This is a genomic window from Alteromonas sp. LMIT006, assembly GCF_024300645.1.
Taxonomy (GTDB): domain Bacteria; phylum Pseudomonadota; class Gammaproteobacteria; order Enterobacterales; family Alteromonadaceae; genus Opacimonas; species Opacimonas immobilis.
Genome location: NZ_CP101291.1, coordinates 2,066,141 through 2,089,654, shown reverse-complemented (window position 1 = coordinate 2,089,654; position 23,514 = coordinate 2,066,141). Strand labels below are relative to the sequence as shown.

The window sequence follows — 23,514 nt, the reverse complement described above, 5'->3', positions numbered from 1 at the left end:
CATGTCTGAAAAACTCCAAAAAATTCTTGCTAACGCTGGCGTTGGCTCTCGTCGTGAAATGGAACGCTGGATCCAAGCTGGTCGTGTATCTATTAATGGTAAAGTGGCAACATTAGGTGACCGAGCAGAGGTTGGCGAACAAATTCGAGTCGATGGTAACTTAGTCAAATACGACAAAGACGACTTTGTCTGTCGCGTCCTGATGTATAACAAACCTGAAGGCGAGATCTGTACTAATTCTGATCCAGAAGGCCGTGATACCGTCTTTGACCGATTGCCTCCGTTGCGCAATGGCCGTTGGATTGCTGTAGGACGTTTGGACTTGAATACCAGTGGCTTGTTGTTGTTTACTAATGATGGGGAACTTGCTAACCGTTTGATGCATCCCAAACATCAGGTACAACGCCACTATGCTGTGCGAGTCTTTGGTGCGGTAAGCCAAGCGATGATCACGAACATGACCAAAGGGGTCGAACTTGAAGATGGCCTAGCCAAATTTGATGATGTGCGTTTACGAGTGGCTGCAGAAGACAGCATCAACCAATGGTTTGATGTCACGCTTGCAGAAGGGCGTAACCGTGAAGTGCGTCGTTTGTGGGAATCTCAAGAAGTGCAGGTGTCTCGCTTGATCCGGTTGCAATACGGCCCTGTCGAACTGCCAAAACGTCTGCCACAAGGGGCTTGGGTTGAAGCTGAACTGGATGTGGTGAATGCCTTGCGCAAAAGCGTACAACTGCCCAATGAGCAACAGACGGTATTAGGTATTCACGACAGCGAACTGGATCATAAAAAGCTTGCGCAAATGCGACGTTCAGTCAAGAAGCACAAAGAAGTACGGAAAAAAGCGCACAAACGCACATCACAATCCATGCGTCGTCGTTAGCACTTGAAATAGCGTAAGATTTAATTTTTGATAGGCTAAGTGGCAACTAGGTGATTAGCCACCTGTTGCCAATACCGCCCATAAAATTGCAACCGTCATAAATACTAACGCCGCACTAAACTTATACAGCGCCTGTGGGTGACGTATAGTGACTTGAATGCTTGCCCCGGCTAAGAAAAAAAGCACGTAAGCAACGAGGAAGTCGAACGCTCCCCATCGGAAGTTCTCATCTAAAATAGTTGCTGCCAATGGGAGTAGTAAGATCAAGCCACACACTCTGGCTAGGCGTTTGAGGTCAACGTGTTCGAGAATTTTATCCATAGTCTTAACTCAACGGTGTATCAAAGTCTTCAGAGACTTCAAAGTCACCAGCAACAGAAATAAGTTTGTTATCCTCGAAACGCAACACCAGCTCTTTACGTAAATCTTCGCCAAATCCTTTCATGCCACGTTTGATTTCGTAAACATAATACCAAGTGTCCTGATTGAACAAATCGTTGATAACTGGCTTGCCCAAAACAAATTCCACTTGTTCTTTAGTCATTTGAACACGTAGTTTCTCAACATCTCGTTTGTCTAAGTAGTTGCCTTGCGGTATGTCAATGCGATAGATCCAGTTTGAGCAGCCACTTAACGAAGAAAAACTCATCACTAATATGACGACAGCCAATGTTTGCTTAATTACTTGCATAGTTATCTTTTTAATTCAATCAATGCGTAAATGCTAACCTAGCGCATAAGACCTTGCAACCAATAAGAAGTTCAGCTGACATTTTTTAATAATTCGTTAGCATTTGCTAGGGCAGTCTCAGTGATTTCATCTCCCGCCAATAGTCGTGCAAGTTCACGTGAACGTTGTTCAGGCGAGAGTTCACGCATTGTTGTCTCTGTACTGTGTCCATCGGTGAGCTTATTTACAAACAATTGCTGATGGCCTTGGGCAGCCACTTGTGGTAAATGGGTGACACACAGAACTTGCGTAGTTTGACCTAAACTGCGCAATAACTGTCCAATCACAGACGCAGTTGGGCCACTGATACCTGTGTCTACTTCGTCAAAAATGAGTGTAGGGATCTGATTTTGATCTGAAGTAATTACCTGTATAGCAAGTCCAATTCTTGATAATTCACCGCCAGAAACTATCTCATCAATCGGTCCCATAGGTTGTCCAGGGTTCGTTGTGATCATAATTTGCACCTCGTCCTGGCCAAGTGAGGTAAAGGGGCCTTGTGGATTGTGTTGCACTGTGAATTGCATTTGTGTGTGTGGCATATTCATTTTGGATACGCTCTGAACAATTGCTTGTGCTAATGCTTCACCGTGTTTGTGCCGTGAATTACTCAACCTGCTACTGGCAGCAGTGTACGCATTTCTAGCTTCGTTTAATTCTGTTTGGATACCTTGTATAGACTCCTCATCGCCTTGTAAGGATTCATATTCTTGCTTGAGAATTTGATGATGGCAGAAAAGGCTCTCTGGCATCACAGCGTGTTTACGTGCAAGTTCCATCGCCTGATTGAATCGATTCTCAACTTGCTGCATACGCATCGGGTCAAGCTCTAAGTCAGAACAATATTCATTCAGTTGCGAAGCTGCTTCATTCAGGTTAATTTCGGCCTCTGCTAAACAGGTAATGATATCAGTAAGGGCAGGGTCGTTATCAACTTGCTCAGATAACTCTTGGATTGACTTACGTACCATGCGAACGGCATTGGCTTGCTCATCTTCACTGATTCGATACGACGCTTTTTGCGCGTTTTCAAGTAGATCTTGGGCGTTGCTAAGGCGCTTGTACTCAATTTCTAGCTCAGTAAACTCATCTTCTTGGAGGGAAAAATCATTCAATTCTTGAACTTGATAGCTAAGGAGTTGACGTCGGTCAGCGCGTTGTTGTTGTGCTTTTTGCAGTTGATTAAGTTGTTGTTGCAAGGTGTGGTAATGCTGATGAGCACGTGCTACTTCATTCAAGAGTTCAGTGTGTTCGGCATATTTATCTATTAACTCAAGCTGTGCTTCAGGTTTCAAAAGGTAATGATGTGCATGCTGCCCATGAATAGCTAATAGTTGCTGACTGAGTAGTTTAAGTTGGCTTAATGTAACGGAAACGCCATTAATAAAAGCTTTAGAACGACCTTCAGCAGAAATGACACGACGGATATGGCAGTGATTTGTCTGCTCATCATCGAGCATTTCATGTTCAGATAACCATTGGGCAACTTTGGGTAAGTCAGATAAGTCAAACCAGGCATTGAGTTGCGCTTTATCAGCTCCTTTGCGAACAGAAGACGCATCGGCTCGCGCACCCAAACACAAACTTAATCCATCAATGGCAATTGACTTACCCGCACCTGTTTCACCCGTGATGACAGATAAGCCTCCTTTGAACTGTACAGAGACGTTGCGCACAATAGCAAAGTTTTCAATTGAGAGTGCAGTTAACATAGCTTAAACAACCTAAAGTACTGGTTAAATATACAATTCAGTAAATATATACAGTATTTTATACAGTATCAAGATCAGTTTTGCTTTTTCGCTTAAAAAAGTTTACTGCCCCAATTGAGCTTGGAGCGTAATACATTAAAGTAATCGTAACTAGATGGATGAACGATTCTCAGTGGAGAAGGGAACTTGCGAATAATGACTTCGTCTCCAGGCATGATACTCAAGCCCACCTGACTGTCACAACTGACTTGGCAATCATCGGTATTCTCACGCGAAATAATCAATTTCACGGTATTATCTGCATCAACAACGATAGGGCGGCTGGTTAAGGTGTGAGGGAACATTGGCACTAAGGTGAGGGCATTCAGTGATGGCATCATTATGGGGCCTCCGCCTGATAATGAATACGCTGTGGAGCCAGTAGGAGTGGCGACAATTAAGCCATCTGACCGCTGCGTGAACATGAAATTATCGTTCATATAGACCTCAAACTCCATCATGTGCGCGACTTTGGCGTGATGCAGTACGACTTCATTTACCGCAACATTTGTTGATTTTAACGAGTCGTGACGGCGCACATCCACTTCGAGTAAAAATCGCTCCTCAACAATACCGTTACCGGCAAATATATCATCCAAATCGGCCACAATATTGTCGGGGTTAATGTCGGTTAAAAAACCCAAGTTGCCTCGGTTAACACCCACCACATGAATATCGTATCGAGCAAGCACGCGCGCAGCACCGAGCATATTTCCGTCGCCACCGACCACAATTGCTAAATCAGCAGCTTGGCCAATTTCGACCAAATTCGCTGCCGGTAAATCAGTACCAATGAGTTCTTTATGCAGGCGTTCTTCGACTAAAACTGTGCATTGTTTTTCTTGCAGATAATCAATTAGGCCAAGCACACTTTGATAAGTGGCTTCGTGTTGGGGTTTCCCTAATATTCCGACAGTTGAGTAGGCCATGCGCGTAACACTTTGTTTGTTATTACGCGCAATGTATCACGTTTTTAGCGTGCAACCCAACCCCCATCGAGGACTAAGGTTTGCGCGGTCATGTTTTTGGCAGCATTAGACATCAAAAATTCAGCGGTTTGCGCCAGTTCTAATGGCTCGATAAAGGCTTTTTTGGGCATGGGTTCGAGCATGATTTTATTCACGACATCTTCCTCTGAGATCCCATTTTCAATTGCTTGCTTGGCAATTTGAGCTTCTACTAATGGCGTCTTAACGTAAGCAGGGCAAAGCGTGTTGATGGTAATGTTTTTATCGCCATTCTCTAATGCGACGGTTTTTGCCAAACCAATTAGCCCGTGTTTTGCTGCAATATAAGCGGACTTAAATGGGGAGGCAACAAGAGAGTGGATGGAACCCACATTGATAATACGGCCATAATTACGCTCTCGCATCCCAGGTAAAAACGTTTGGGTGAGCATAGCGGGTCCTACGAGCATTATATTGATGAGTAATTGCCATTTTTCAGGTGGAAAATCCTCAATGCGAGAGACATGTTGAATGCCAGCGTTGTTCACTAAGACATCGACTTTAACGTCACCCATTCTCTCTGGTAAGCTCGCAATATCTTCTAAACTACCAACGTCTAGTCTAATCGGGTGGGCATGATAGCCTGAGTCACTTAATTTATTAGCCGCTACTTGCGCGGCTTCAAGATTGATATCTGCAATGATGATGGTGTGCCCTTGAGCGCAAAAATATTCAGCCATTGCATAACCGATGCCACTGGCTCCACCGGTGATAAAAAGAGTTTTTTGTTGAGGGGTCATAAACTTACATTCCTAAAATTAGTCAACACTGCGTTGGCTCATGGCACTGGATTTACCCAGAGCACCCAAAGCTTGGATCATAGTGTGTATCGCCTTAATCTGTTGGCCTTCACGTGTTGCATATTGATAATCGGTATAGCCCCACCAATCCCAACAACCATAAGGGTTAAACGGTAGGGCAAGAGAGTTTTTAGTTTGTGGATACAGAACAACCATACGATTGGTATCCGCCCAGCGGTTAAGGCCGGTATCTTCGATGTATTGCATGCCGATGGTTTTGGCATTCTGTTTACAGCCATGGAAACTCACGTGCAAGGAACATGGTTCGCCATCCAAACACACATCGGGAATATATACATAACCATTTTTAGCAATACTTTTGGCTGAATCTCCACCGAGCTTATGCTGCTTAATTGAGTACACTTTACCTTGCTCTGAAGTACTAGGGGCATTGAGTTGGCCCGCAGTGGCATTTAAAAGTGCACCTGCGGCATCGAATTGGCAAGCCCCTATAAATGGAGAAACAGAGATATCACACGCATGTCCTTCGCTCACCGTTGGAAAATGATGGCTGGCTTCGTCATCAAATATCACTGTCATATTATCTTGCTTAAACCATTGCTGGTATTGCCTGACAAGATGTTCCGCCACATGACGTCCAACGGTTTCGTCGTTATCACCATGAAAAATCCAAACTTTTGAATCTTTTATTGCACTATCCGAAGCTAGTAAGCCTCGAGATTGATAATCTTCAATTGTGCGATTTATCGCATCTAACTGAATCGGAGCATCTTCTTTGTGCAAACAGGCCGCCATGGCTTGGCCGAGATTACCTTGGGCACAATAATAGGGGCCACCAGCAAGCATAGCGACACCAGACACGTGTTCAGCATGAGCAAGATGGTACTGACCGGCCATGTAAGCTCCAGAAGATAAACCTGAAATAGTCACCTGTTCGGTGTGCAAATTTAATTGTTCTAGGGGAGCTTCTGCACGAGCCAAAAAGCTTAAAAAACTGACAAGCATTAGAGTCCGTTTAGTCATTGTGATTATCCGTTGGTGAACTTTTTAAAAATTCTTGCAAAGCATCGTTTGCTTGTGCGATGGTGGCTAACCCGTTCAGGTGTCCAAAATCCCCATCCAAATAAATTAGTTCTGATGATTTGCCCATGTCAGTCAATGCTTGATGCATTAATTCTAGATGATAGGGCATTAATAACAAGTCATTACTGGCAGGCATCAACAATACTTTGGCATTAAGGGCTGTTAACCCCTCTTTAAGAGAGTCTTTTTGTCCAGCCATATACAACTGACATGCTCTAACCAGATACAGCAAATGGTTAGCATCCATTACCTCAGCACGTTCAGCCGCTCTTTGTTTGAGCCAAGTGGTAATCGCATGGTCTGAGGTAATGTTCATTAAAGGAGCCTCTTCTAGAGGAAAATGACCGAGTTGTGTGCCAATCAAATTCATGTAATCAGGATGAAGCGCGGTTTGTGTGATGGCCATTAATGCAGCGGTAAGACCCGCAATGGGTGGTTTGTTGTCGTAGTAATCCCCATTATTCCAGTTGGCATCTAACTTGATTGGCATGCTCCAATGTTCTAGCGCGGTCGTTGTCCATGCATCAGAATGAGCAGAACCAATCACAGCTGCGACTCTTGGCACCATTTCTGGATATGCGCTGGCCCATTCAAGGGCTTGCATCGATCCCATTGATGCACCGATCACAGCATGTAGTTTGGTAATACCTAACGACTCAATCAATGCTTTTTGGACATTTACTTGGTCGCGCATAGTGATCACTGGAAATGATAAGCCATAAGGTTTATTGGTCTTAGGATTGATACTTGCAGGACCAGTTGTAATCACATATGGGTCGTGAACCCCAAGGTTTGCTAGTGTGTCCACTGCAATGACATAGTAAATATCGGTATCTATCGCCTTACCCGGACCAATTATTACGTCCCAATAGCCAGGCTCGCCATCTTCTTCGTACTGTCCTGCAGCGTGTGAATTACCGGTAAAATAGTGAGTGATGAGGATGGCATTGTCTTTTGCTTCGTTAAGCGATCCATAGGCTTCCCAACCAACCCGAACGTCAGAAATGGTTTGACCGTTAAAAAACGTCAGCGACGGCATCGAAAATTCGCGTTTCTCTTTGCTGAATGTCTGTGCTTGAGCAAGAGTGACTTCGGTATTAAACATATACAGCCCAATAATGATAAAAAGGATAATTCGCATCAACATACACGTGCTCCTTATCTTAAAAGATACTGAATAACGCAATCGCCATGATCACACCAAGCAATGGTACTATCACGGTTAATGCCCCTAAAGGCAGATAAGCATTGGCGTGGTTTTCACCACAGATGGCTCGGATTAAGGTGACCACATATCCGTTGTGCGGCAAGGAATCCAACGCCCCTGAGGAAATGGCGACAATGCGATGCAGCTCTTCTGGGTCAACATCTTGCTCAAGATAATGTGGGGCCAGCAAGGGGAGTGCAATCGCTTGTCCACCGGATGCAGATCCGGTTAAGCCTGCAATCACACTGACGGCGACCGCGGCCCCGATTAATTCGTTGCCGGGTAAATTAGTCATGATTGCCACGGTATCGGAAAACGCCTGGGTATTTTTGGCAACTGCACCAAAACCAACAACTGCTGCGGTATTGCCAATAGCAACAAGTGCGCCAGTAGTACCTAGGTTTATAGCTTTTGAGATGCTGATAAAATAGCGATAATTGATTGCCAAAAGTGTTAATACACCACCGCCTAGCGCGACAATCAGAGCCATCTTTCCATACGTTTCATGGAAGATAAAAGACAGCACTAATACTACTATGATGGGTATGATACCCGTTATTGGATTGGGCAATTTGCGCTGGGTGACTTGCGGGTCGTCATCACGCGCGACAAAGCCTTCTCCTGCAGCGACGGCTTTACCAATCATTCGTTTGAGCCACCAATAACCAAACAGCGCCATAAATATCGCAACCACTAAGCTGACTTCCCACGCAGCAAAGGCAGAGGTGCCAAGGTAGGGGATGGGGATCCAGTTTTGGATCTCTGGGCTGCCAGCTGACGTCATGGTGAATGTAACCGAGCCAAATGCTAATGTAGCTGGAATAAAGCGACGTGGTAAGTTAGCGTCTTTAAATAGGCTTAAGGCCATTGGATAAACCGAGAACGCAACGACAAAAAGAGAAACGCCGCCATAGGTCAGAATAGCGCAGGCACTGACTATGGCCAACACAGCGTGTTGAAACCCCAGTTTGGTCACAATCCATTGCGCTAGGGCGTCAGCGGCTCCAGTATCTTCCATGAATTTACCAAACAGTGCCCCAAGTAAAAACATAAAGAACCAAGCGCCAACGAAGCTGGTAAAGCCAGACATATACATGGTGACAAAATTTGCCTCACCCGTGAATACGGCAATGCCATTGCACAATGCGACGAATACCGCACACAAGGGTGCAGCGATAAATAGATTCATGCCTCGAATGGTTAGAAAAATTAATAACGCCAATCCACCTAGCAAGCCAAAAATACTTAGCATAGCGACTCCATTTTTTACTGAGTTGTTATTTTTATGTTACGCAAAGAAGATTGCGAATTTTACAAATAGTGATGTATTTCACTGTAAAAGCCTATAGTACTATCGTGCTAGCGATTTTTTTCAAAAGTCGAAGTAAGCTTGTCTACGAAAGATATTTCACACTTACAAAACAACTTATTTACATGGGTAGTGACATGGAAACTAAAACAAGCTATAAAAAATCCGTTATAAGTACGTCAATTGCACTCGCTTTATGTGCCAGTATACAGCCTTCTGCTTTTGCGCAGGATGATGAAAGTAAACTAGAACGCATCGAAGTGACTGCCCGTAAAACCGTCGAATCACTGCAAGAAGTACCAGTGTCAATTACCAGTCTTGGTGCCGATGCACTTGCTGCAAAAGGCATTGAAGTGATTACTGAAGTACAACAATTTTCACCCAATACCACCTTGCAAACGAGTCGCGGTACCAATTCAACGCTAACCGCGTTTATCCGAGGGGTTGGTCAAGAGGATCCATTGTGGGGCTATGAACCAGGTGTCGGCATCTATGTCAATGATGTTTACATGGCCCGCCCACAAGGTGCCGTTTTGGACTTGCTAGATATATCGCGTATTGAGGTGCTTAGAGGGCCGCAAGGGACCTTATATGGCAAAAATACGATTGGCGGTGCGGTGAAATACGTCACTAAAGAAATGAGCGGTGACCCCAGCTTTACTGCAGAAGTCACCGCAGGGAGTTATTCGCAACGAGACATTAAATTAACCGGTCAATTGCCAATCATAGAAGATAAACTGTATTTTGGCTTTGGTTATGCCGCACTCAATCGCGATGGCTACGGTGAATTTTTAGAATCTGCGTTAGATAACCAAGACCGAGAAAACTACAACAAAGATCTTACCGCGATGCGTTTTGATGTGGAACTCACCCCAGCAGACGATTGGTTTATTCGCTTAAGCTATGACAAAACCGATGATGACTCGAATGCCAAAGGCGGCTATCGTTTATTGCCAAGTTTACTCACTAATGCGCCGGTGCCTGATAGCGTTTATGACTCATATACTTCATTGCCGACATGGAACAAAGTCGAGCTAGAAGGGCATAGTCTAACCATTCGCCATGACCTTAGTGACGCTATGAGCATTAAATACATTATGGCTCATCGAGAAGGCTATTCACCCACTAATATCGACTTTGACAACACACCACTAGATATCTTTGATGTGCCAGCAGAGTACTTTGATGAATCCGATTCACACGAATTACAGTTCTCATACTCGCAGGATGATTACACCGTTGTAGGTGGTTTGTATGCGTATGAGGGTGAATCGTGCGGCAACTTTGATGCGATACTGAATGTTTTAGGGCGAGCTGCGTTTTCTACTCCAGGGTTAACGCGTGAGGTCACAGGGTGCAATAACTCTGATAGTTGGGCAGTTTACACCCAAGCGAATTTTGCCGTATCCGACAAAGTGTCTATGGCAGTCGGTGCACGCTATACAGACGAAGAAAAATCAGCCTTTGTTCACAACGGGCTTATTTTTGACGGTGCATACCCTTATAATAACTGGGTACCTGGATATACGCGTCCAGCAGCAACATTCGATGGCGAAATCGTGCCAAGAGTATTAGGTGACGATACCGATGGTGATGGTGTTTTAGACGCACCAAAATCTGAAAGCTGGTCCCGCTTTACGCCAAGTGTCAGTATTGAATATCAGTATGCTGAAGATGTCATGTTTTATGCGAACTATTCACAGGGTTTTAAATCGGGCACGTTTAATCCTCGTGCGAGTGCCAACGAAGACGCCGTTAATCCAGAGATTGTCGACTCAATCGAATTGGGTATGAAGAGTGAGTGGAATGATAACTTACGAGCCAATATCACAATCTTTGATCTCGACCACAAAGACCGTCAATATGTATCCGTCCTGCCTACTGAAGATGCGTCAGAACTGGCTCAAGTGTTGGGGAACGTGGGTAAATCATCAGCAACTGGTGTAGAAGCCGAAATTACTTACCAAGCCACGGATGATTTAACCTTGACCGCTGCGATTGGTTTAATCGACGCAGAGTTTGACGAAGTGTTAGAAGCGGATGGTAACGGGGGCTTTAATAACATTGCAGATCGCTTTGAAGTATCGAATACGCCAGAACGTACCATCAATCTTGGTTTTACCTACTTTATTCCATCCTCAATGGGTGAATTCAGTGTCAATGGTAACTACTATTATCGCTCTGAATACGGCATCACAGAGCTAGATAATTTATTAGTACAGGATGGATATGGCTTACTGAATTTATCCATCAATTGGCAGCATGATGATGGCAATTGGTACGCTGGATTGCATTTTAAAAATATCACGGACGAAGAATACTTAGTCGGTGGTTATCAATTCGTAGCCCCAGACCCAAGCGATCCATCTAACCGTGACCTATACACTCCGGGTCTAGGTGGCGATAACACCTTAATCGGATATTATGGGGCACCTGCGACCGTTCACCTCACGGCAGGGTATCGTTTTTAAACGTTGTTATTACCTGAGTTTAGGCGACCCACTGGTCGCCTTTTTTGTATTTTAAAAATATCACTGTAAAAAACACACAGAGCATGATAGTTTTTTTATTAAGCGACTGGACAAAGGGAACGCAACCATGTCTTTTTCATCAACTACTTCATTCATGTCACATCACTTCTTGCTGGTGGATGATCATCCATTGTTTCGCAATGCCCTAAAATATGCATTATCAGAATTGACTCATGAACTTATTTTAGAGGCCGAAGATTTTGCTTCTACCTTGACTGTATTAAGAGAGAATCCGCTGGTGGATATGATTTTTTTAGATCTTGCGATGCCTGACGTTCATGGGTTGGATGGTCTAGTGACCATATTAAATGAGTTTCCAGAAAAGCAAGTCATTATGATTTCTGCACATGAAGATCCCCACATTATTAACAAAGCCAAAAAGCTAGGTGCGAGTGGTTTTATTCCCAAATCCACCCAGCTAGAACAATTAAAGGATGCAGTAAAACACATTTTGACGGGTAATAATTGGTATCCGATTGATAGTGATGAAGATGAACTGGATGACGAATTTATTCAAAAATTGCAGTCGCTTACGCCACATCAACTCAAAGTATTGCAATATATGGCAGAAGGCCTTCTGAATAAACAAATTGCTTACACAATGGAGATTTCAGAGTCTACCGTTAAACAGCATGCTTCAGCGGTACTCAAAAAACTCTCATTAATCAATCGCACCCAAGCTGGGGTAATCTATCGGCAGTACCTAGATATTGCATCTGCTACGCCACTGAGCGAGTAGTTTTGTTGATGATGATCCGTTTAAGAACATCTGGCTTGATTGGCTTAGGCAGGTAAGTTAAGCCTAAGTCATTTGCGGTTTCCCTTACTTCAGTGCTTCTATCCGCAGTCGCTAAAATCCCGACTGGAGCAATGCGACCTCTATTTTGCCATTCAACACAGGCATTGTCCCAGACTCGTGTGCCAAGCTCGCCATCATGCAGATGATAATCCAATATCATGACATCGGGATACTCATCACTTTGAATGGCATCGCTTAATTCAATTTGATTTTTGAACCACCTCGCTTCCATGCCCCAATGCTCAGCAAGTCGTAACATTGCATTGCCAACTGCGTCATCATTTTCAACTAACCACAACAATAACTGTTTTTGTAAAATGCGAGATTCCTTCATTGAGACAGGCTCAGTAGAGATGACATTACTCTGATTGACTATGGGTAAATCAAGCGCGAACAGGCTTCCGCGCTGAGGTTGAGACTTGACCTTAATCTTGATGTTTAGTAATTCACATATCCCTTTTACAATGGTCAAGCCGATTCCAAGCCCTTCTTGTCCTCGGTGTTGCCCGAGTTGCGTGAATTCATCAAAAATCATTTTGTGTTGTTCTGCAGGGATCCCTGGGCCATTATCAATGACATGCAGATAAACTTTATTGGCATAGCGTTTACATCCGATAACTATTTTGCCACCACCTGTAGGGTGGCTCATGGCAGTATATCGAATCGCATTGGCAATTAAATTCTGGCAACACCGCAAAAACAAATTAGGATCGGTTTTAAGCCATACATTGCTCTGTACATAATGTAAGGTAACATTTTGTGCTTTGGCAATGACACTAAATTCTCTGATCAATGGTAATAGTGTAGGGTGCAATTGAAAGGGTTTCGGGCGTGCTTTCATTACTCCTGAGTCTAACTTTGTAACATCTAGTAAAGACGTAAGTAAGGTGCCTGCATGCTTGAGGGCATCTTGCAGGTCATGAGCAATTTTGTGCTGGGGCGTATCTTTGGTTTTGTCATACAAAATGTTGCTGAGTAACTGGGCAGCATTGAACGGCTGCATCAAATCATGCCCAGCAGCTGCTAAGAATCTCGTTTTACTTTTGTTTTCCGCTTCCGCTATCCGCTTAGCTTCTGATAGCTCTTGTGTTTCCTGCACCCAATTAAGCAGTGTATTAGGCTGCTCGGAGTATTGCTGAGCATTGTCTATGAGCATATTAGTACTGGCAAGGCCGACCCGATTTACGAGCGCGTTACGCGCTTTTTCAAAGCGTAATTCTGTTTTGGTGATGCTGTGTATTGCCTTATATTCTTCTTTGGGTAAGACCGCATCACATAAGGTCATTAACAAACTCAATGAGGCATTGCTTGGCTCTGAGTATTTTAATTCTTCAGAATGAGCATTGTAAAAAGGCAGTTTAGTTTGCAAATAGTGTTGGCAAGCAGTAATGATGAATGCATTGAGACCAATACTGATGAATAATGTCATCGGTAAGGCTTGCTCAACCCCAACCCAAGAAATAATCACGTCATCAAGCGCAAAAAAACCACTTAAATACACAATCCACACTGTGACCCCTGATGCAATGCCAAGACTCAGTGCAATAACATTTGGGCGTTTTACATAAAGGGATGCGATAAAACTTGGCAGTAACTGCGCAATCAAAGCTAGCGCTACAAAACCAGAAAAAACCAGTTCAGTGTATTGTGCAACGTATTCGAAAAATACATAAGCCGCAATTAAGAATGAAACAATAGTGATCCGACGTATATTTAATACCCGTTTATGCGTTAAAGGGCTGACTTGATTCAAATTGCGCTTGACCCAAATAGGGCTAACGACATTGTTTGCTAACATGACGCTGCAACTAATGGTTGCGACCAATATCATGGGGACCGCTGCAGCAAGAACACCTAATACGACCAGCGCACTGAGCCACGCTGCGTCATTAAACAACGGGATAGCAAGCGTGTAGAGTTCTGCACTGAATACCTGTTCATTAAAAAGATACTGTCCAGCAAGCGCTATGGGTAGTATGGGCAAACCCATACCAAGTAAAAAGGCACTAAACTGCCAGCGTGCCTCACCAAAAATACGGTTATCGCGATTTAAGACAAATGCCATGTGAAATTGACGAGGCGAGCAAAATACGACAGATAAACCAAGTAGACAATAGCTAGCATAGCTGATCCACGCCGAATTGCTGACAGGCTTAACCGTAGTGAGGGTGTTAATGACAAAGTCTGATGTGTTGTCAAATAAAGCATAGTTAATAAACATTAACACACTGAGTAAAGCAGTCAGTTTAATAATTGAGCTAATCGCACTGAGTAATAAAATACTTTGTCCTTGCTGCAGTAAGCTGCCTCGGCTAAAACTTAATAAGCCGATGCTAATTATCAGCAATACAGTGACCCATAGACCAAGATTTTGCGGTGAACGATTAAGCAGTAACTCGCCAATGTTTGTTAACGCCATGAGCTGTAATGCAATATAGGGGATAACCGTTACGCAGGCCAGTAATGTGACAAGTGTGCCATACCAGCCAACATGGGGCCAACGCGATGCCATAAAGTCGGCTAAAGATGCACTATTACTTTGTGCACTAAGAACAGATACTTTTTGTACCATGCTGTGTCCCAGAATCATGGTAAACATAATCCCTAAATAGGTTGGGAATATGGCCCATTGGTGCTGAGCAGCTTGTGCTACCGTGCCAAGCATAGCCCAACTAGTACAGTGCACGCCTAAACTTAAGCTAAATATGGGAGTTTTTAATCGGTTTGGAATAGAAAGGCGAGGGGTTAACCAAAATAATGCTGCCATCATCGCAAAAAACGATAGCACAACCACAACTAAAAAAGGCGTAGAAAGCATGTCATATCCAGTTGTTTAGTTTCATTCCACCACATTCATGCACTCACACTATCACATTTCCTTAAAAAAATAAGGGTTAACTAGACAAAGATGCTTGAAGTCCAAAAAATTATCCCCATTTATCAACGAAATCAAGCTAAACGTTATTTGGAGGCAAGCATGAGCGAGTCAAAAGAACCGCAAAATGACCAAACTCAAGAAGAGCAATCTCAGGTAGCAGAAGAACAAGTATCTGATGTACAAAACAGTGATGTATCTGCTGATACGGCACAGAAACCTGAGAATACAGACACCGCAGAGGTAGTTGAAATCGATCCTAAAGACGCACAAATCTCTGAGTTACAAGCTCAGTTAGCTCAAGCGCAACAAGCATTGCACGATCAAAAAGAAGGGGCATTGCGAGCCTTAGCAGAAGGTGAAAACGCCAAACGTCGTGCTGAAACCGAGATTGATAAAGCGCGCAAATTTGCATTAGAAAAATTTGCTGGTGATTTGCTTCCTGTCATCGATAGCTTAGATCAAGCCGTACGTTATGCCGATCCAAGTAACGAAGCATTAAAGCCAGTACTTGAAGGGCTTGAGTTAACACAGAAGACGTTCAATGACACGGTCACTAAGCACGGATTGGTTGTGCTTGACCCACAAGGCGAAGCGTTTAACCCTGAACAGCATCAAGCCATGTCTATGCAAGAAAGTGCGGAAGTACCACCGAATACGGTTATTGCAGTGGTGCAAAAGGGATATGAAATTAATGGCCGTTTATTACGTCCGGCCATGGTGATGGTGTCACAAGCACCCGCCAATCCAATCGACGTTGAAGCGTAATTTTTTATAGGTTGGCACTTGAAAGTGCAATTAACAACCCTATTAAGAAAGTAAGTATTTAAAACCAGAATTTTTTGAGGAAATTGCAATGGGTAAAATCATTGGTATTGACTTAGGTACAACTAACTCATGTGTTGCGGTATTAGACGGCGACAAGGCAAAAGTCATTGAAAACGCGGAAGGCGATCGCACAACTCCATCTGTCATCGCTTACACTAACGATGGCGAAACATTAGTTGGTGCTGCGGCGAAACGTCAGGCAGTTACCAATCCACAAAACACGTTGTTTGCGATTAAGCGTTTAATTGGTCGTCGCTTCGAAGATAAAGAAGTGCAAAAAGACATCGACATCATGCCATTCCAAATCATTAAAGCCGATAATGGTGATGCTTGGGTGCAAGCAAAAGATGAAAAGATGGCACCGCCGCAAATTTCTGCTGAAGTCTTAAAAAAGATGAAGAAAACCGCAGAAGACTTTCTTGGTGAACCGGTGACAGGTGCAGTTATTACCGTTCCTGCCTACTTTAACGATGCCCAACGTCAAGCAACCAAAGATGCAGGTCGCATCGCTGGTTTAGAAGTTAAGCGCATTATCAATGAGCCAACTGCTGCGGCATTGGCTTATGGTATGGACAAAAAATCTGGCGACAATGTGGTTGCAGTCTATGACTTAGGTGGTGGTACTTTTGATATTTCTATCATCGAAATTGATGAAGTGGACGGTGAACACACGTTTGAAGTACTTGCGACTAATGGTGATACTCACCTAGGTGGTGAAGACTTCGATAACCGTGTTATCAACTATTTAGTAGACGAGTTCAAAAAAGAGCAGGGCGTTGATCTGAGAAAAGACCCCCTTGCCATGCAGCGTTTAAAAGAAGCGGGCGAAAAAGCCAAAATCGAATTGTCTTCTGCGCAGCAAACTGAAGTGAACTTGCCATACATTACAGCAGATGCGTCTGGGCCTAAGCACATGGCAATCAAAATCACCCGTGCGAAGCTGGAATCACTGGTCGAAGATATGGTGAAAGCGTCTTTAGAACCAGTCAAACAAGCACTTGTGGATGCCGATTTATCGGTTTCTGATGTGAATGACATCATATTGGTTGGTGGTCAAACACGTATGCCTCTTGTGCAAAAATACGTAGCGGATTTCTTTGGCAAAGAGCCACGCAAAGACGTTAACCCTGATGAAGCGGTAGCAACCGGTGCAGCGATTCAAGGTGGTGTATTATCGGGTGATGTGAAAGACGTACTATTGCTTGACGTGACGCCATTATCATTAGGTATTGAAACCATGGGTGGCGTAATGACGGCACTGATTGAGAAGAACACGACCATTCCGACGAAGAAGTCTCAAACCTTCTCAACTGCAGAAGATAACCAATCAGCGGTAACCGTTCACGTGTTGCAAGGTGAACGTAAGCAAGCTTCTGGTAACAAGTCACTAGGTCAATTTAACCTAGAAGGTATTCGTCCAGCAGCGCGCGGTGTACCACAAATTGAAGTAACGTTTGATATTGATGCAGATGGTATCTTACACGTATCAGCGAAAGACAAAGATACGGGTACAGAACAGAAGATCACAATTAAAGCCTCTTCAGGTTTGTCAGAAGACGAAATCAATCAAATGGTACAAGACGCTGAAGCCAATAAAGAAGCGGATGCGAAGTTTGAAGAACTCGTTCAAGCACGTAATTCTGCTGACGGTATGGTCTCTTCTATCAAGAAACAAATTGAAGAAGCGGGTGATGCGTTACCAGAAGATGAAAAGACTAAGATCGAAGCTGCTATTAGCGACCTAGAGAGCGCCTCTAAAAGTGATGACAAGGCGGAAATCGAAGCCAAAACGCAAGCATTGATCGAAGCCTCGGCTAAGTTGATGGAAATTGCTCAAGCACAAGCGGCAGCGCAAGGTGGTGGTGCAGAAGCGCCAGAAGCAGACGCGCAAACTGCCAAAAAAGCAGATGACGATGTAGTTGATGCTGAGTTTGAAGAAGTCAAAGACGATAAAAAATAATCGTTAAAAATACGCAGATACCTCAGTAGTATCTGCTCTAATTGAAAAACAAAGCGCAGCTGCCTGACCGTACTGCGCTTTGTTTGTGAAACGAGAATGAGAAAGTTGCATGTCTAAACGAGACTATTATGAAGTTCTAGGTGTCAGTAAATCGGCGACTGAACGCGAAATTAAAAAAGCTTATAAAAAGCTCGCAATGAAGTATCACCCTGATCGTACTCAGGGCGACAAAGGCATGGAAGAAAAATTCAAAGAAATCCAAGAAGCCGTTGAAGTGCTCACCGATGATCAAAAGCGAGCTGCGTATGACCAATATGGGCATGCTGCATTCGATCCAAGCCGTGGTGGCTTTGGTGGAGGTGGTGCTGGTGGCGCTGATTTTGGTGATATCTTTGGTGATGTCTTTGGCGATATTTTTGGTGGTGGTCGCGGTGGCGGTCGCTCACGTGCGCGCAGTGGTAGCGATTTGCGCTATAACCTTGAATTATCTCTTGAAGAAGCTGTGCGTGGCAAAGAAATTGAAATTCAGGTACCAACTCTAGTCAGCTGTGAACCTTGTGATGGTTCAGGTGCTAAACCTGGTACGTCACCTAAGAATTGCTCAACCTGTCATGGCAGTGGTCAGGTGCAAATGCGTCAGGGTTTCTTCGCTGTACAACAAACTTGTCCAACGTGTGGCGGTAAAGGTAAAGTGATCAGCGACCCTTGTGGCGAGTGTCGCGGTCGAGGTCGCAAAGAAAAGACCAAGACCTTGTCAGTCAAAGTCCCTGCTGGTGTGGATACTGGCGATCGCATTCGTTTATCTGGCGAGGGGGAAGCCGGTGAAATGGGTGCGCCTTCTGGTGATCTATATGTACAAGTTCACGTGCGCGAGCATGAAATCTTTCAGCGAGATGGCAATAACTTGTATTGTGAAGTGCCTTTGAGCTTTACTACCGCGGCCCTTGGTGGCGATATTCAGGTCCCAACACTTGATGGCAAAGTAAAACTCAAAGTATCACCAGAAACTCAGACTGGACGGATGTTCCGCCTGCGTGGTAAGGGGGTTAAATCCGTTCGCTCGAATGTTGTTGGCGACTTGATGTGTAAAGTGGTGATCGAAACACCAGTCAATCTGTCGAGTAAACAAAAAGCGTTGCTTGAAGAATTTGAAGCATCAATGGATGGCACAGTAGCTAAGCATCGTCCAAAAGAGCAAGGCTTCTTCGACGGGGTTAAAAAGTTTTTTGACGATTTAACCAACTAGACGTTGTCTTCAAAAAATGTAATAACGGTGTGATTTTCTCTAGAAATCGCACCTTTTTTTGTTTTAGACTGTATAAAAATAATAAATCACCTTGAATAGGGAACATTTCATGCTCAAATCCGTAACACTTATCACTGCATCCACTATATTGCTTGCCTCTTTTTCGACTAGTGCAGCACTTAGCGACAAACAAGCTAAAAACGCAGTTGAGTTTCGCAAAAGTATTTTTCAACTTGTCAAAAGCAATGTAGGGCCTTTTGGCGCAATGGCCAAAGGACAAATGCCAATTGATGAAGCATTAATTGAAAAAAATGCCACGCGATTACATCAGCTGTCACTAATGCTTCCTGATTATTTTGTCGCAGACACACGCAATAATGATGTCCAAACCAGTGCGTTAGATAAAATATGGGATAACCAAGGCGACTTTAACCAAAAAGCCCAAAATATGACGACTAAGTCAAAAGAATTACTTGATGCTGTGCAAAACAAAAAATCAGATGAATATGTTGGCAAAATGCGCGCAATTTTTGGCACTTGTAAAGCTTGTCATGACGATTATAAGGCGGATTAAACAATTGTAAGCTAAAAATCAAATAGGTCTTCGGGCTCCACTCCCAACCAATCTGGCACATGGTTGACGAGCAAGTAGACCTTTACCGCGCTTATCGCAATACATATCAAGCATTTCATGTGCATTCTCCAGTCGTATGTCACGGCATATTGGTGATTGGGTTTATTCCCGTCGAACATCGCTTTGATGAGATATGGCTCGGTGGTTTTGACATGCACCATAACTGCAAATACATGAACGCCAATCAGAACCAATAACAGGTTAAAGGCATTGTTGTGAAACCACATAATGGACTCAGTCATAGCACTTGATAACCAATTGTGTAAGACCCCAGTAAACAAAATATCATCCGTCATAAACAAACCAGAGATAGCTTGAAGCGAGATGAACAACAAAAACAAGACGACTGCACACGCGCCCAATGGATTGTGCGTTGCGAAGATCGGCTTTGGCGAGGCTTTTACATACTTGATTAACGCCCTAGGATGGGATAGAAATGTGCTAAATCGAGCTGGAACTGGACCGATTAGACCCCACAATACCCGCCATATAATTAGGCCTAAGAGCCCATAACCAACCAAAGCATGGTTATCAATTGCGGTATCTGCTATTTCTGCTGAGTAGTATTGGTAGGCAATGCCAGTGACCAGCAACCAATGAAACAGTCGGGTATAGATGTCCCATACGCGTGAATGATTTGTATTCATTAACTTACATCCATGAACGTGCCTGTGATTCTACTTGATATAAAATCACAGATTGGAGCTGTTTGGCAACTGTCTCGTCGATCAATGGAATACTGTAGCTCCCGGATGCCAGATAAAACTTGATAGACGCTACCTGACTGCGACGCATCCAATAACTCTGAGAAATAGCGACACGTTGTATTTTATGAACTGGAATGCAGTATCTATCTACGCCAAACAAGCCTTTTTTGATATACAGATAATCATCGGTATAGGCAAATCCCCAGCGTTTCCAACGCAGCCAAATTAAGGCTGTCAAAACAACAGGCGTCATCAATAGCGCAAGCCAATTTGGGTCATTATGATACGCAAACAGAACGGCTAAACCGATGGTAATAGGCAACACAAGCCATAATACAAAGCGAATGATGAACATCTTTTTAATGGCTAAAAATGGCGTGTCGTGCAGACGATGCTCAGGAAAGACGTGGGCTAAGATATCTCTGCATTGATATGCAAAAACAGAAGGCACCATTAATTTATTGGCTAATGCTTCCGGATTCGCGACATTGGCTTGAGCGTTGAGTTGATCCAGGCGCAAATTAATCCTACCAAATATCGTATCCAGCCAGTCTTGCTTCATGATGGCAACTTGTATGCGGCTGATCGGTACTGCTACCTCATGTCGATTAATCAAGCCACTGCGACGTATGAATTTTTCATGAGTTTTACTCAACGTAAATCCCCAAAATAGGATAACCGCACCAATGATAGATAGAACGGTCATGATCCCTAAAAATAACAAAAAGAGACCAACCATGTACAAGCCTATCTGCCAAGTCGGATCATTTTCGATGTGACTTTGAATATTGAGGCCCCAGCCTGCAAATTTGCCGCTAAAGTACTCAATGATTTCATCAAGAAAAGGCGCTATGAAAGCCAGCAACAAATATATGCGGTTAGAGGTCACACCATGCATCGCGAGATCGCCAACGGTGCGAGTGTTGATCACTGTTTCATCCGATGGCGCCTCTACCTTGGAGGTGTTTGTAATAGTTTCGCTGATGGTTTGAGTATTATCTGTCTCGGTGGCCACCTCACTGATTTGCTTGCGAAGATGTTGCGCATCTTTCAGGCGCAAAGCGATTAAACGCGCTTCTTGATTAAGTGAGCCACCAGAGTCAAAAGCAAGCGAAGCGAAGCCAAAGGGACGATAGTAAAACGGCTGTTCAATTTTGACATTTTGAATACGATTAAATGGCAAGTTAATGTGTTTTTTGAAAATAATCCCGCTTTTTACTTCAACGGATCCGTCAAACAACCGGTATCGAAAAAACACAAACGAGAGCACTGCAAAACCGATTAAGAGTCCCAAAATGCCAGCAAAAATTAACACCGCAATCCATGGGTTGGCTTTGATTTTATCCCACAGTACAAATAAGATGGGCAACATGTAGAAGACATTGTTCACCACAATCACAATGAATTTTTGAATAAAATACAAGATCCCAATTGGCGCCACTTGTGACCATTCACCCTGTATGCCAGAATTACCTTCAGGCAAGCTTTGCGATAATTCAGCCACGTTGGTGTAACTCCTTATGCTGTAAAATGGTGTTGCGAATGAATTCAGCTTTGTCCTTTTCTAGTCCAGGAATGATAAAGGTTTGAGTCAAATCTCCCGCACTGAACACATGTAATTTTGCTAAACCCGTTTTGCGGTCAATAGGGCCTTGCTTCACTTCAATGTGTTGAATACGACAGATGGGTTGGGTGCTGATTTTGCAAAATAGCCACCCTTTGAACATCGTAATGTCTTGTTCTCGTAAACAATAGCCTAATCGTTTGTTGGCACCGTATTCATAAGCCTCAAGTAGACACCATAGCAACGCAATTCCTCCCCAGATGCGAATACCCCAATATTCAAGCTTTTCCGGTAGAGCGAAGTAGGGCTGAAAAATGAGGCCAAGTATGACAATGCTGAGTACTGCGACTACCGACAGACCTACTAGCAGGCTGATACCTGGGTAATCTGCAGAAATATGAGTGATATCAGGAGAATGAATAGTGGTTCCATCAGCATTGGTAATCACACGATTACTAAAACCGATTTCTTGATCCGGTGTTTCAAATGTTTCAGCGTCAGTGTGAGTCGTCATTTAACCTTCCTTACAAATATATGATTGCAGACACATCCGCTCTCATATCGACCGTTATTCGTGTTATTATGGCGCAAATTTTGTAAAAGAAAACCTGTCTCAAGGTTGGGTTTTGTAAACAGTTGTATCAAGAGGGTTTATGTTAAGTATCAGTGTGTTAGGTGCCAATGGTCGGATGGGGCGGAATTTGATCACGGCCGTAGCGGAAGATCCGCAAACGTCATTGCACAGTGGCACGGTGCGTGAAGCATCACCTTTGTTAGGTATTGACGCGGGTGTGGCAGTTGGGATTACGCCCCTAAACGTCAACCTAGACACGTTAAATAACACGCAAATCATGGGTTTAGACGTTGTGATCGACTTTACTTTGCCGACAGTGTTGTCTACCCATTTGGATTGGTGCATTCAGCATAAGTTGCCTATTGTAATTGGTACCACAGGACTCAGTTTAGAACAAGAAACCGCTTTGCACAAAGCGTCGGAACACATTCCGATTGTCTTTGCTGCCAATTACAGCGTAGGTGTTAATCTGCTTATTAAACTTGCCCAACAAACGGCTCAGGTAATGGGGGAGAGCGCAGATATCGAGATCATAGAAGCGCATCACAGACACAAAATTGATGCACCATCTGGTACAGCCTTGGCTCTTGGTAAAGGTATTGCTCATGCCATCGATAGAAATCATGATGAAGTTGCTATATACGGGCGCGAGGGACACACAGGCGAGCGTGACCAACAAACGATTGGCTATGCGACCGTGCGTGGTGGCGACGTAGTAGGGGATCATACCGTATTGTTTGCAGACATTGGTGAGCGTATTGAACTGACTCATAAAGCATCAAGCCGGATGACTTTTGCGAAAGGCGCAGTACGAGCCGCTAAATGGGTCAAAAAGCAACCGCCAGGGCTCTATTCAATGATGGATGTGCTTGGTTTATAAGAAATAAAAGCAGTTTAAAACGCCTGATTTAGCATGGGTTTAACATGACTTTTACAAGCTTCGCATAAAAAATTAATGAAAGCCTTTGTTTTACTAAATTTTCATATTTTTACTAGATCATTTGCGAGTCTGCATATATAATCTCGCTAATTTGCCTGCAAGAACGAAATCGCCTCATGGATTTG

At 43.7% G+C, this 23,514-nt stretch carries 20 protein-coding genes; 8 read left to right on the top strand and 12 right to left on the bottom strand.

Going from position 1 to position 23,514, the window contains the following annotated elements; translation table 11 throughout:
• Window position 1 precedes the first annotated feature (1 nt).
• Window positions 2-883, top strand: coding sequence for a 23S rRNA pseudouridine(2605) synthase RluB (gene rluB, locus NLG07_RS09715; RefSeq protein ID WP_254855262.1), 882 nt, complete (start codon window positions 2-4; stop codon window positions 881-883).
• Window positions 884-937: 54 nt separating this feature from the next.
• On the opposite strand, the gene NLG07_RS09710 is transcribed toward rluB, so the two are convergent.
• The 8 genes from NLG07_RS09710 to NLG07_RS09675 all read right to left on the bottom strand — a co-directional run bounded on the left by NLG07_RS09710 (window position 938) and on the right by NLG07_RS09675 (window position 8,674).
• Window positions 938-1,204 carry a hypothetical protein gene (locus NLG07_RS09710; protein ID WP_254855261.1) on the bottom strand — a complete coding sequence of 89 codons (267 nt, stop codon included), beginning with the start codon at window positions 1,202-1,204 and terminating at the stop codon, window positions 938-940.
• Window positions 1,205-1,208: 4 nt separating this feature from the next.
• Complete coding sequence (locus NLG07_RS09705; RefSeq protein ID WP_254855260.1) at window positions 1,209-1,574, bottom strand: outer membrane protein assembly factor BamE; 366 nt, start codon at window positions 1,572-1,574, stop codon at window positions 1,209-1,211.
• A gap of 71 nt (window positions 1,575-1,645) precedes the next feature.
• On the bottom strand, window positions 1,646-3,325 hold the full coding sequence (gene recN, locus NLG07_RS09700) for a DNA repair protein RecN (protein WP_254855259.1): 1,680 nt from the start codon (window positions 3,323-3,325) through the stop codon (window positions 1,646-1,648).
• A 92-nt stretch (window positions 3,326-3,417) separates the two neighbouring features.
• A complete protein-coding gene (gene nadK / locus NLG07_RS09695; protein ID WP_254855258.1) occupies window positions 3,418-4,293 on the bottom strand; it encodes an NAD(+) kinase in 876 nt (291 codons plus the stop codon).
• 44 nt (window positions 4,294-4,337) lie between these two features.
• Window positions 4,338-5,111 (bottom strand): 3-hydroxybutyrate dehydrogenase, encoded by a 774-nt coding sequence (locus NLG07_RS09690; RefSeq protein ID WP_254855257.1) that lies wholly within the window; start codon window positions 5,109-5,111, stop codon window positions 4,338-4,340.
• Window positions 5,112-5,129: 18 nt separating this feature from the next.
• A complete protein-coding gene (locus tag NLG07_RS09685) occupies window positions 5,130-6,155 on the bottom strand; it encodes a PHB depolymerase family esterase (protein ID WP_254855256.1) in 1,026 nt (341 codons plus the stop codon).
• Window positions 6,148-7,320 carry a homoserine O-acetyltransferase gene (locus NLG07_RS09680; protein ID WP_254856850.1) on the bottom strand — a complete coding sequence of 391 codons (1,173 nt, stop codon included), beginning with the start codon at window positions 7,318-7,320 and terminating at the stop codon, window positions 6,148-6,150. Before NLG07_RS09680 ends, NLG07_RS09685 begins: the two co-directional genes overlap by 8 nt.
• 58 nt (window positions 7,321-7,378) lie before the next feature.
• Complete coding sequence (locus NLG07_RS09675; RefSeq protein WP_254855255.1) at window positions 7,379-8,674, bottom strand: GntP family permease; 1,296 nt, start codon at window positions 8,672-8,674, stop codon at window positions 7,379-7,381.
• 194 nt (window positions 8,675-8,868) lie between these two features.
• On the opposite strand from NLG07_RS09675, the gene NLG07_RS09670 reads away from it, so the two are divergent.
• Window positions 8,869-11,202: a TonB-dependent receptor gene (locus NLG07_RS09670; protein WP_254855254.1), complete on the top strand. Its 2,334-nt coding sequence runs from the start codon at window positions 8,869-8,871 to the stop codon at window positions 11,200-11,202.
• A gap of 127 nt (window positions 11,203-11,329) precedes the next feature.
• Window positions 11,330-12,001 (top strand): response regulator transcription factor, encoded by a 672-nt coding sequence (locus tag NLG07_RS09665; protein ID WP_254855253.1) that lies wholly within the window; start codon window positions 11,330-11,332, stop codon window positions 11,999-12,001.
• Here the strand turns inward: NLG07_RS09665 and NLG07_RS09660 are convergent.
• Complete coding sequence (locus NLG07_RS09660) at window positions 11,982-14,879, bottom strand: ATP-binding protein (RefSeq protein WP_254855252.1); 2,898 nt, start codon at window positions 14,877-14,879, stop codon at window positions 11,982-11,984. The genes NLG07_RS09665 and NLG07_RS09660 overlap by 20 nt on opposite strands.
• Window positions 14,880-15,038: 159 nt before the next feature.
• On the opposite strand from NLG07_RS09660, the gene grpE reads away from it, so the two are divergent.
• The 4 genes from grpE to NLG07_RS09640 all read left to right on the top strand — a co-directional run bounded on the left by grpE (window position 15,039) and on the right by NLG07_RS09640 (window position 19,544).
• A complete protein-coding gene (gene grpE, locus NLG07_RS09655; RefSeq protein ID WP_254855251.1) occupies window positions 15,039-15,704 on the top strand; it encodes a nucleotide exchange factor GrpE in 666 nt (221 codons plus the stop codon).
• Window positions 15,705-15,792: 88 nt separating this feature from the next.
• Window positions 15,793-17,724: a molecular chaperone DnaK gene (dnaK, locus tag NLG07_RS09650; RefSeq protein ID WP_254855250.1), complete on the top strand. Its 1,932-nt coding sequence runs from the start codon at window positions 15,793-15,795 to the stop codon at window positions 17,722-17,724.
• A gap of 109 nt (window positions 17,725-17,833) precedes the next feature.
• Window positions 17,834-18,970 (top strand): molecular chaperone DnaJ, encoded by a 1,137-nt coding sequence (dnaJ, locus tag NLG07_RS09645; protein WP_254855249.1) that lies wholly within the window; start codon window positions 17,834-17,836, stop codon window positions 18,968-18,970.
• A gap of 109 nt (window positions 18,971-19,079) precedes the next feature.
• A complete protein-coding gene (locus NLG07_RS09640; RefSeq protein WP_254855248.1) occupies window positions 19,080-19,544 on the top strand; it encodes a cytochrome c in 465 nt (154 codons plus the stop codon).
• A gap of 11 nt (window positions 19,545-19,555) precedes the next feature.
• Here the strand turns inward: NLG07_RS09640 and NLG07_RS09635 are convergent, their stop codons facing one another.
• From NLG07_RS09635 to NLG07_RS09625, 3 genes are read right to left on the bottom strand one after another with little or no spacing between them, the layout of a single operon-like run.
• Window positions 19,556-20,251, bottom strand: coding sequence for a cytochrome b/b6 domain-containing protein (locus NLG07_RS09635; protein ID WP_254855247.1), 696 nt, complete (start codon window positions 20,249-20,251; stop codon window positions 19,556-19,558).
• Window positions 20,252-20,255: 4 nt separating this feature from the next.
• The gene (locus tag NLG07_RS09630; RefSeq protein ID WP_254855246.1) at window positions 20,256-21,815 is read right to left on the bottom strand and encodes a PH domain-containing protein; all 1,560 of its coding nucleotides are present in this window, start codon (window positions 21,813-21,815) and stop codon (window positions 20,256-20,258) included.
• On the bottom strand, window positions 21,808-22,389 hold the full coding sequence (locus NLG07_RS09625; protein ID WP_254855245.1) for a PH domain-containing protein: 582 nt from the start codon (window positions 22,387-22,389) through the stop codon (window positions 21,808-21,810). Before NLG07_RS09625 ends, NLG07_RS09630 begins: the two co-directional genes overlap by 8 nt.
• A 139-nt stretch (window positions 22,390-22,528) precedes the next feature.
• On the opposite strand from NLG07_RS09625, the gene dapB reads away from it, so the two are divergent.
• Window positions 22,529-23,329: a 4-hydroxy-tetrahydrodipicolinate reductase gene (dapB, locus tag NLG07_RS09620; RefSeq protein WP_254855244.1), complete on the top strand. Its 801-nt coding sequence runs from the start codon at window positions 22,529-22,531 to the stop codon at window positions 23,327-23,329.
• The last annotated feature ends 185 nt before the right edge of the window (window positions 23,330-23,514 follow it).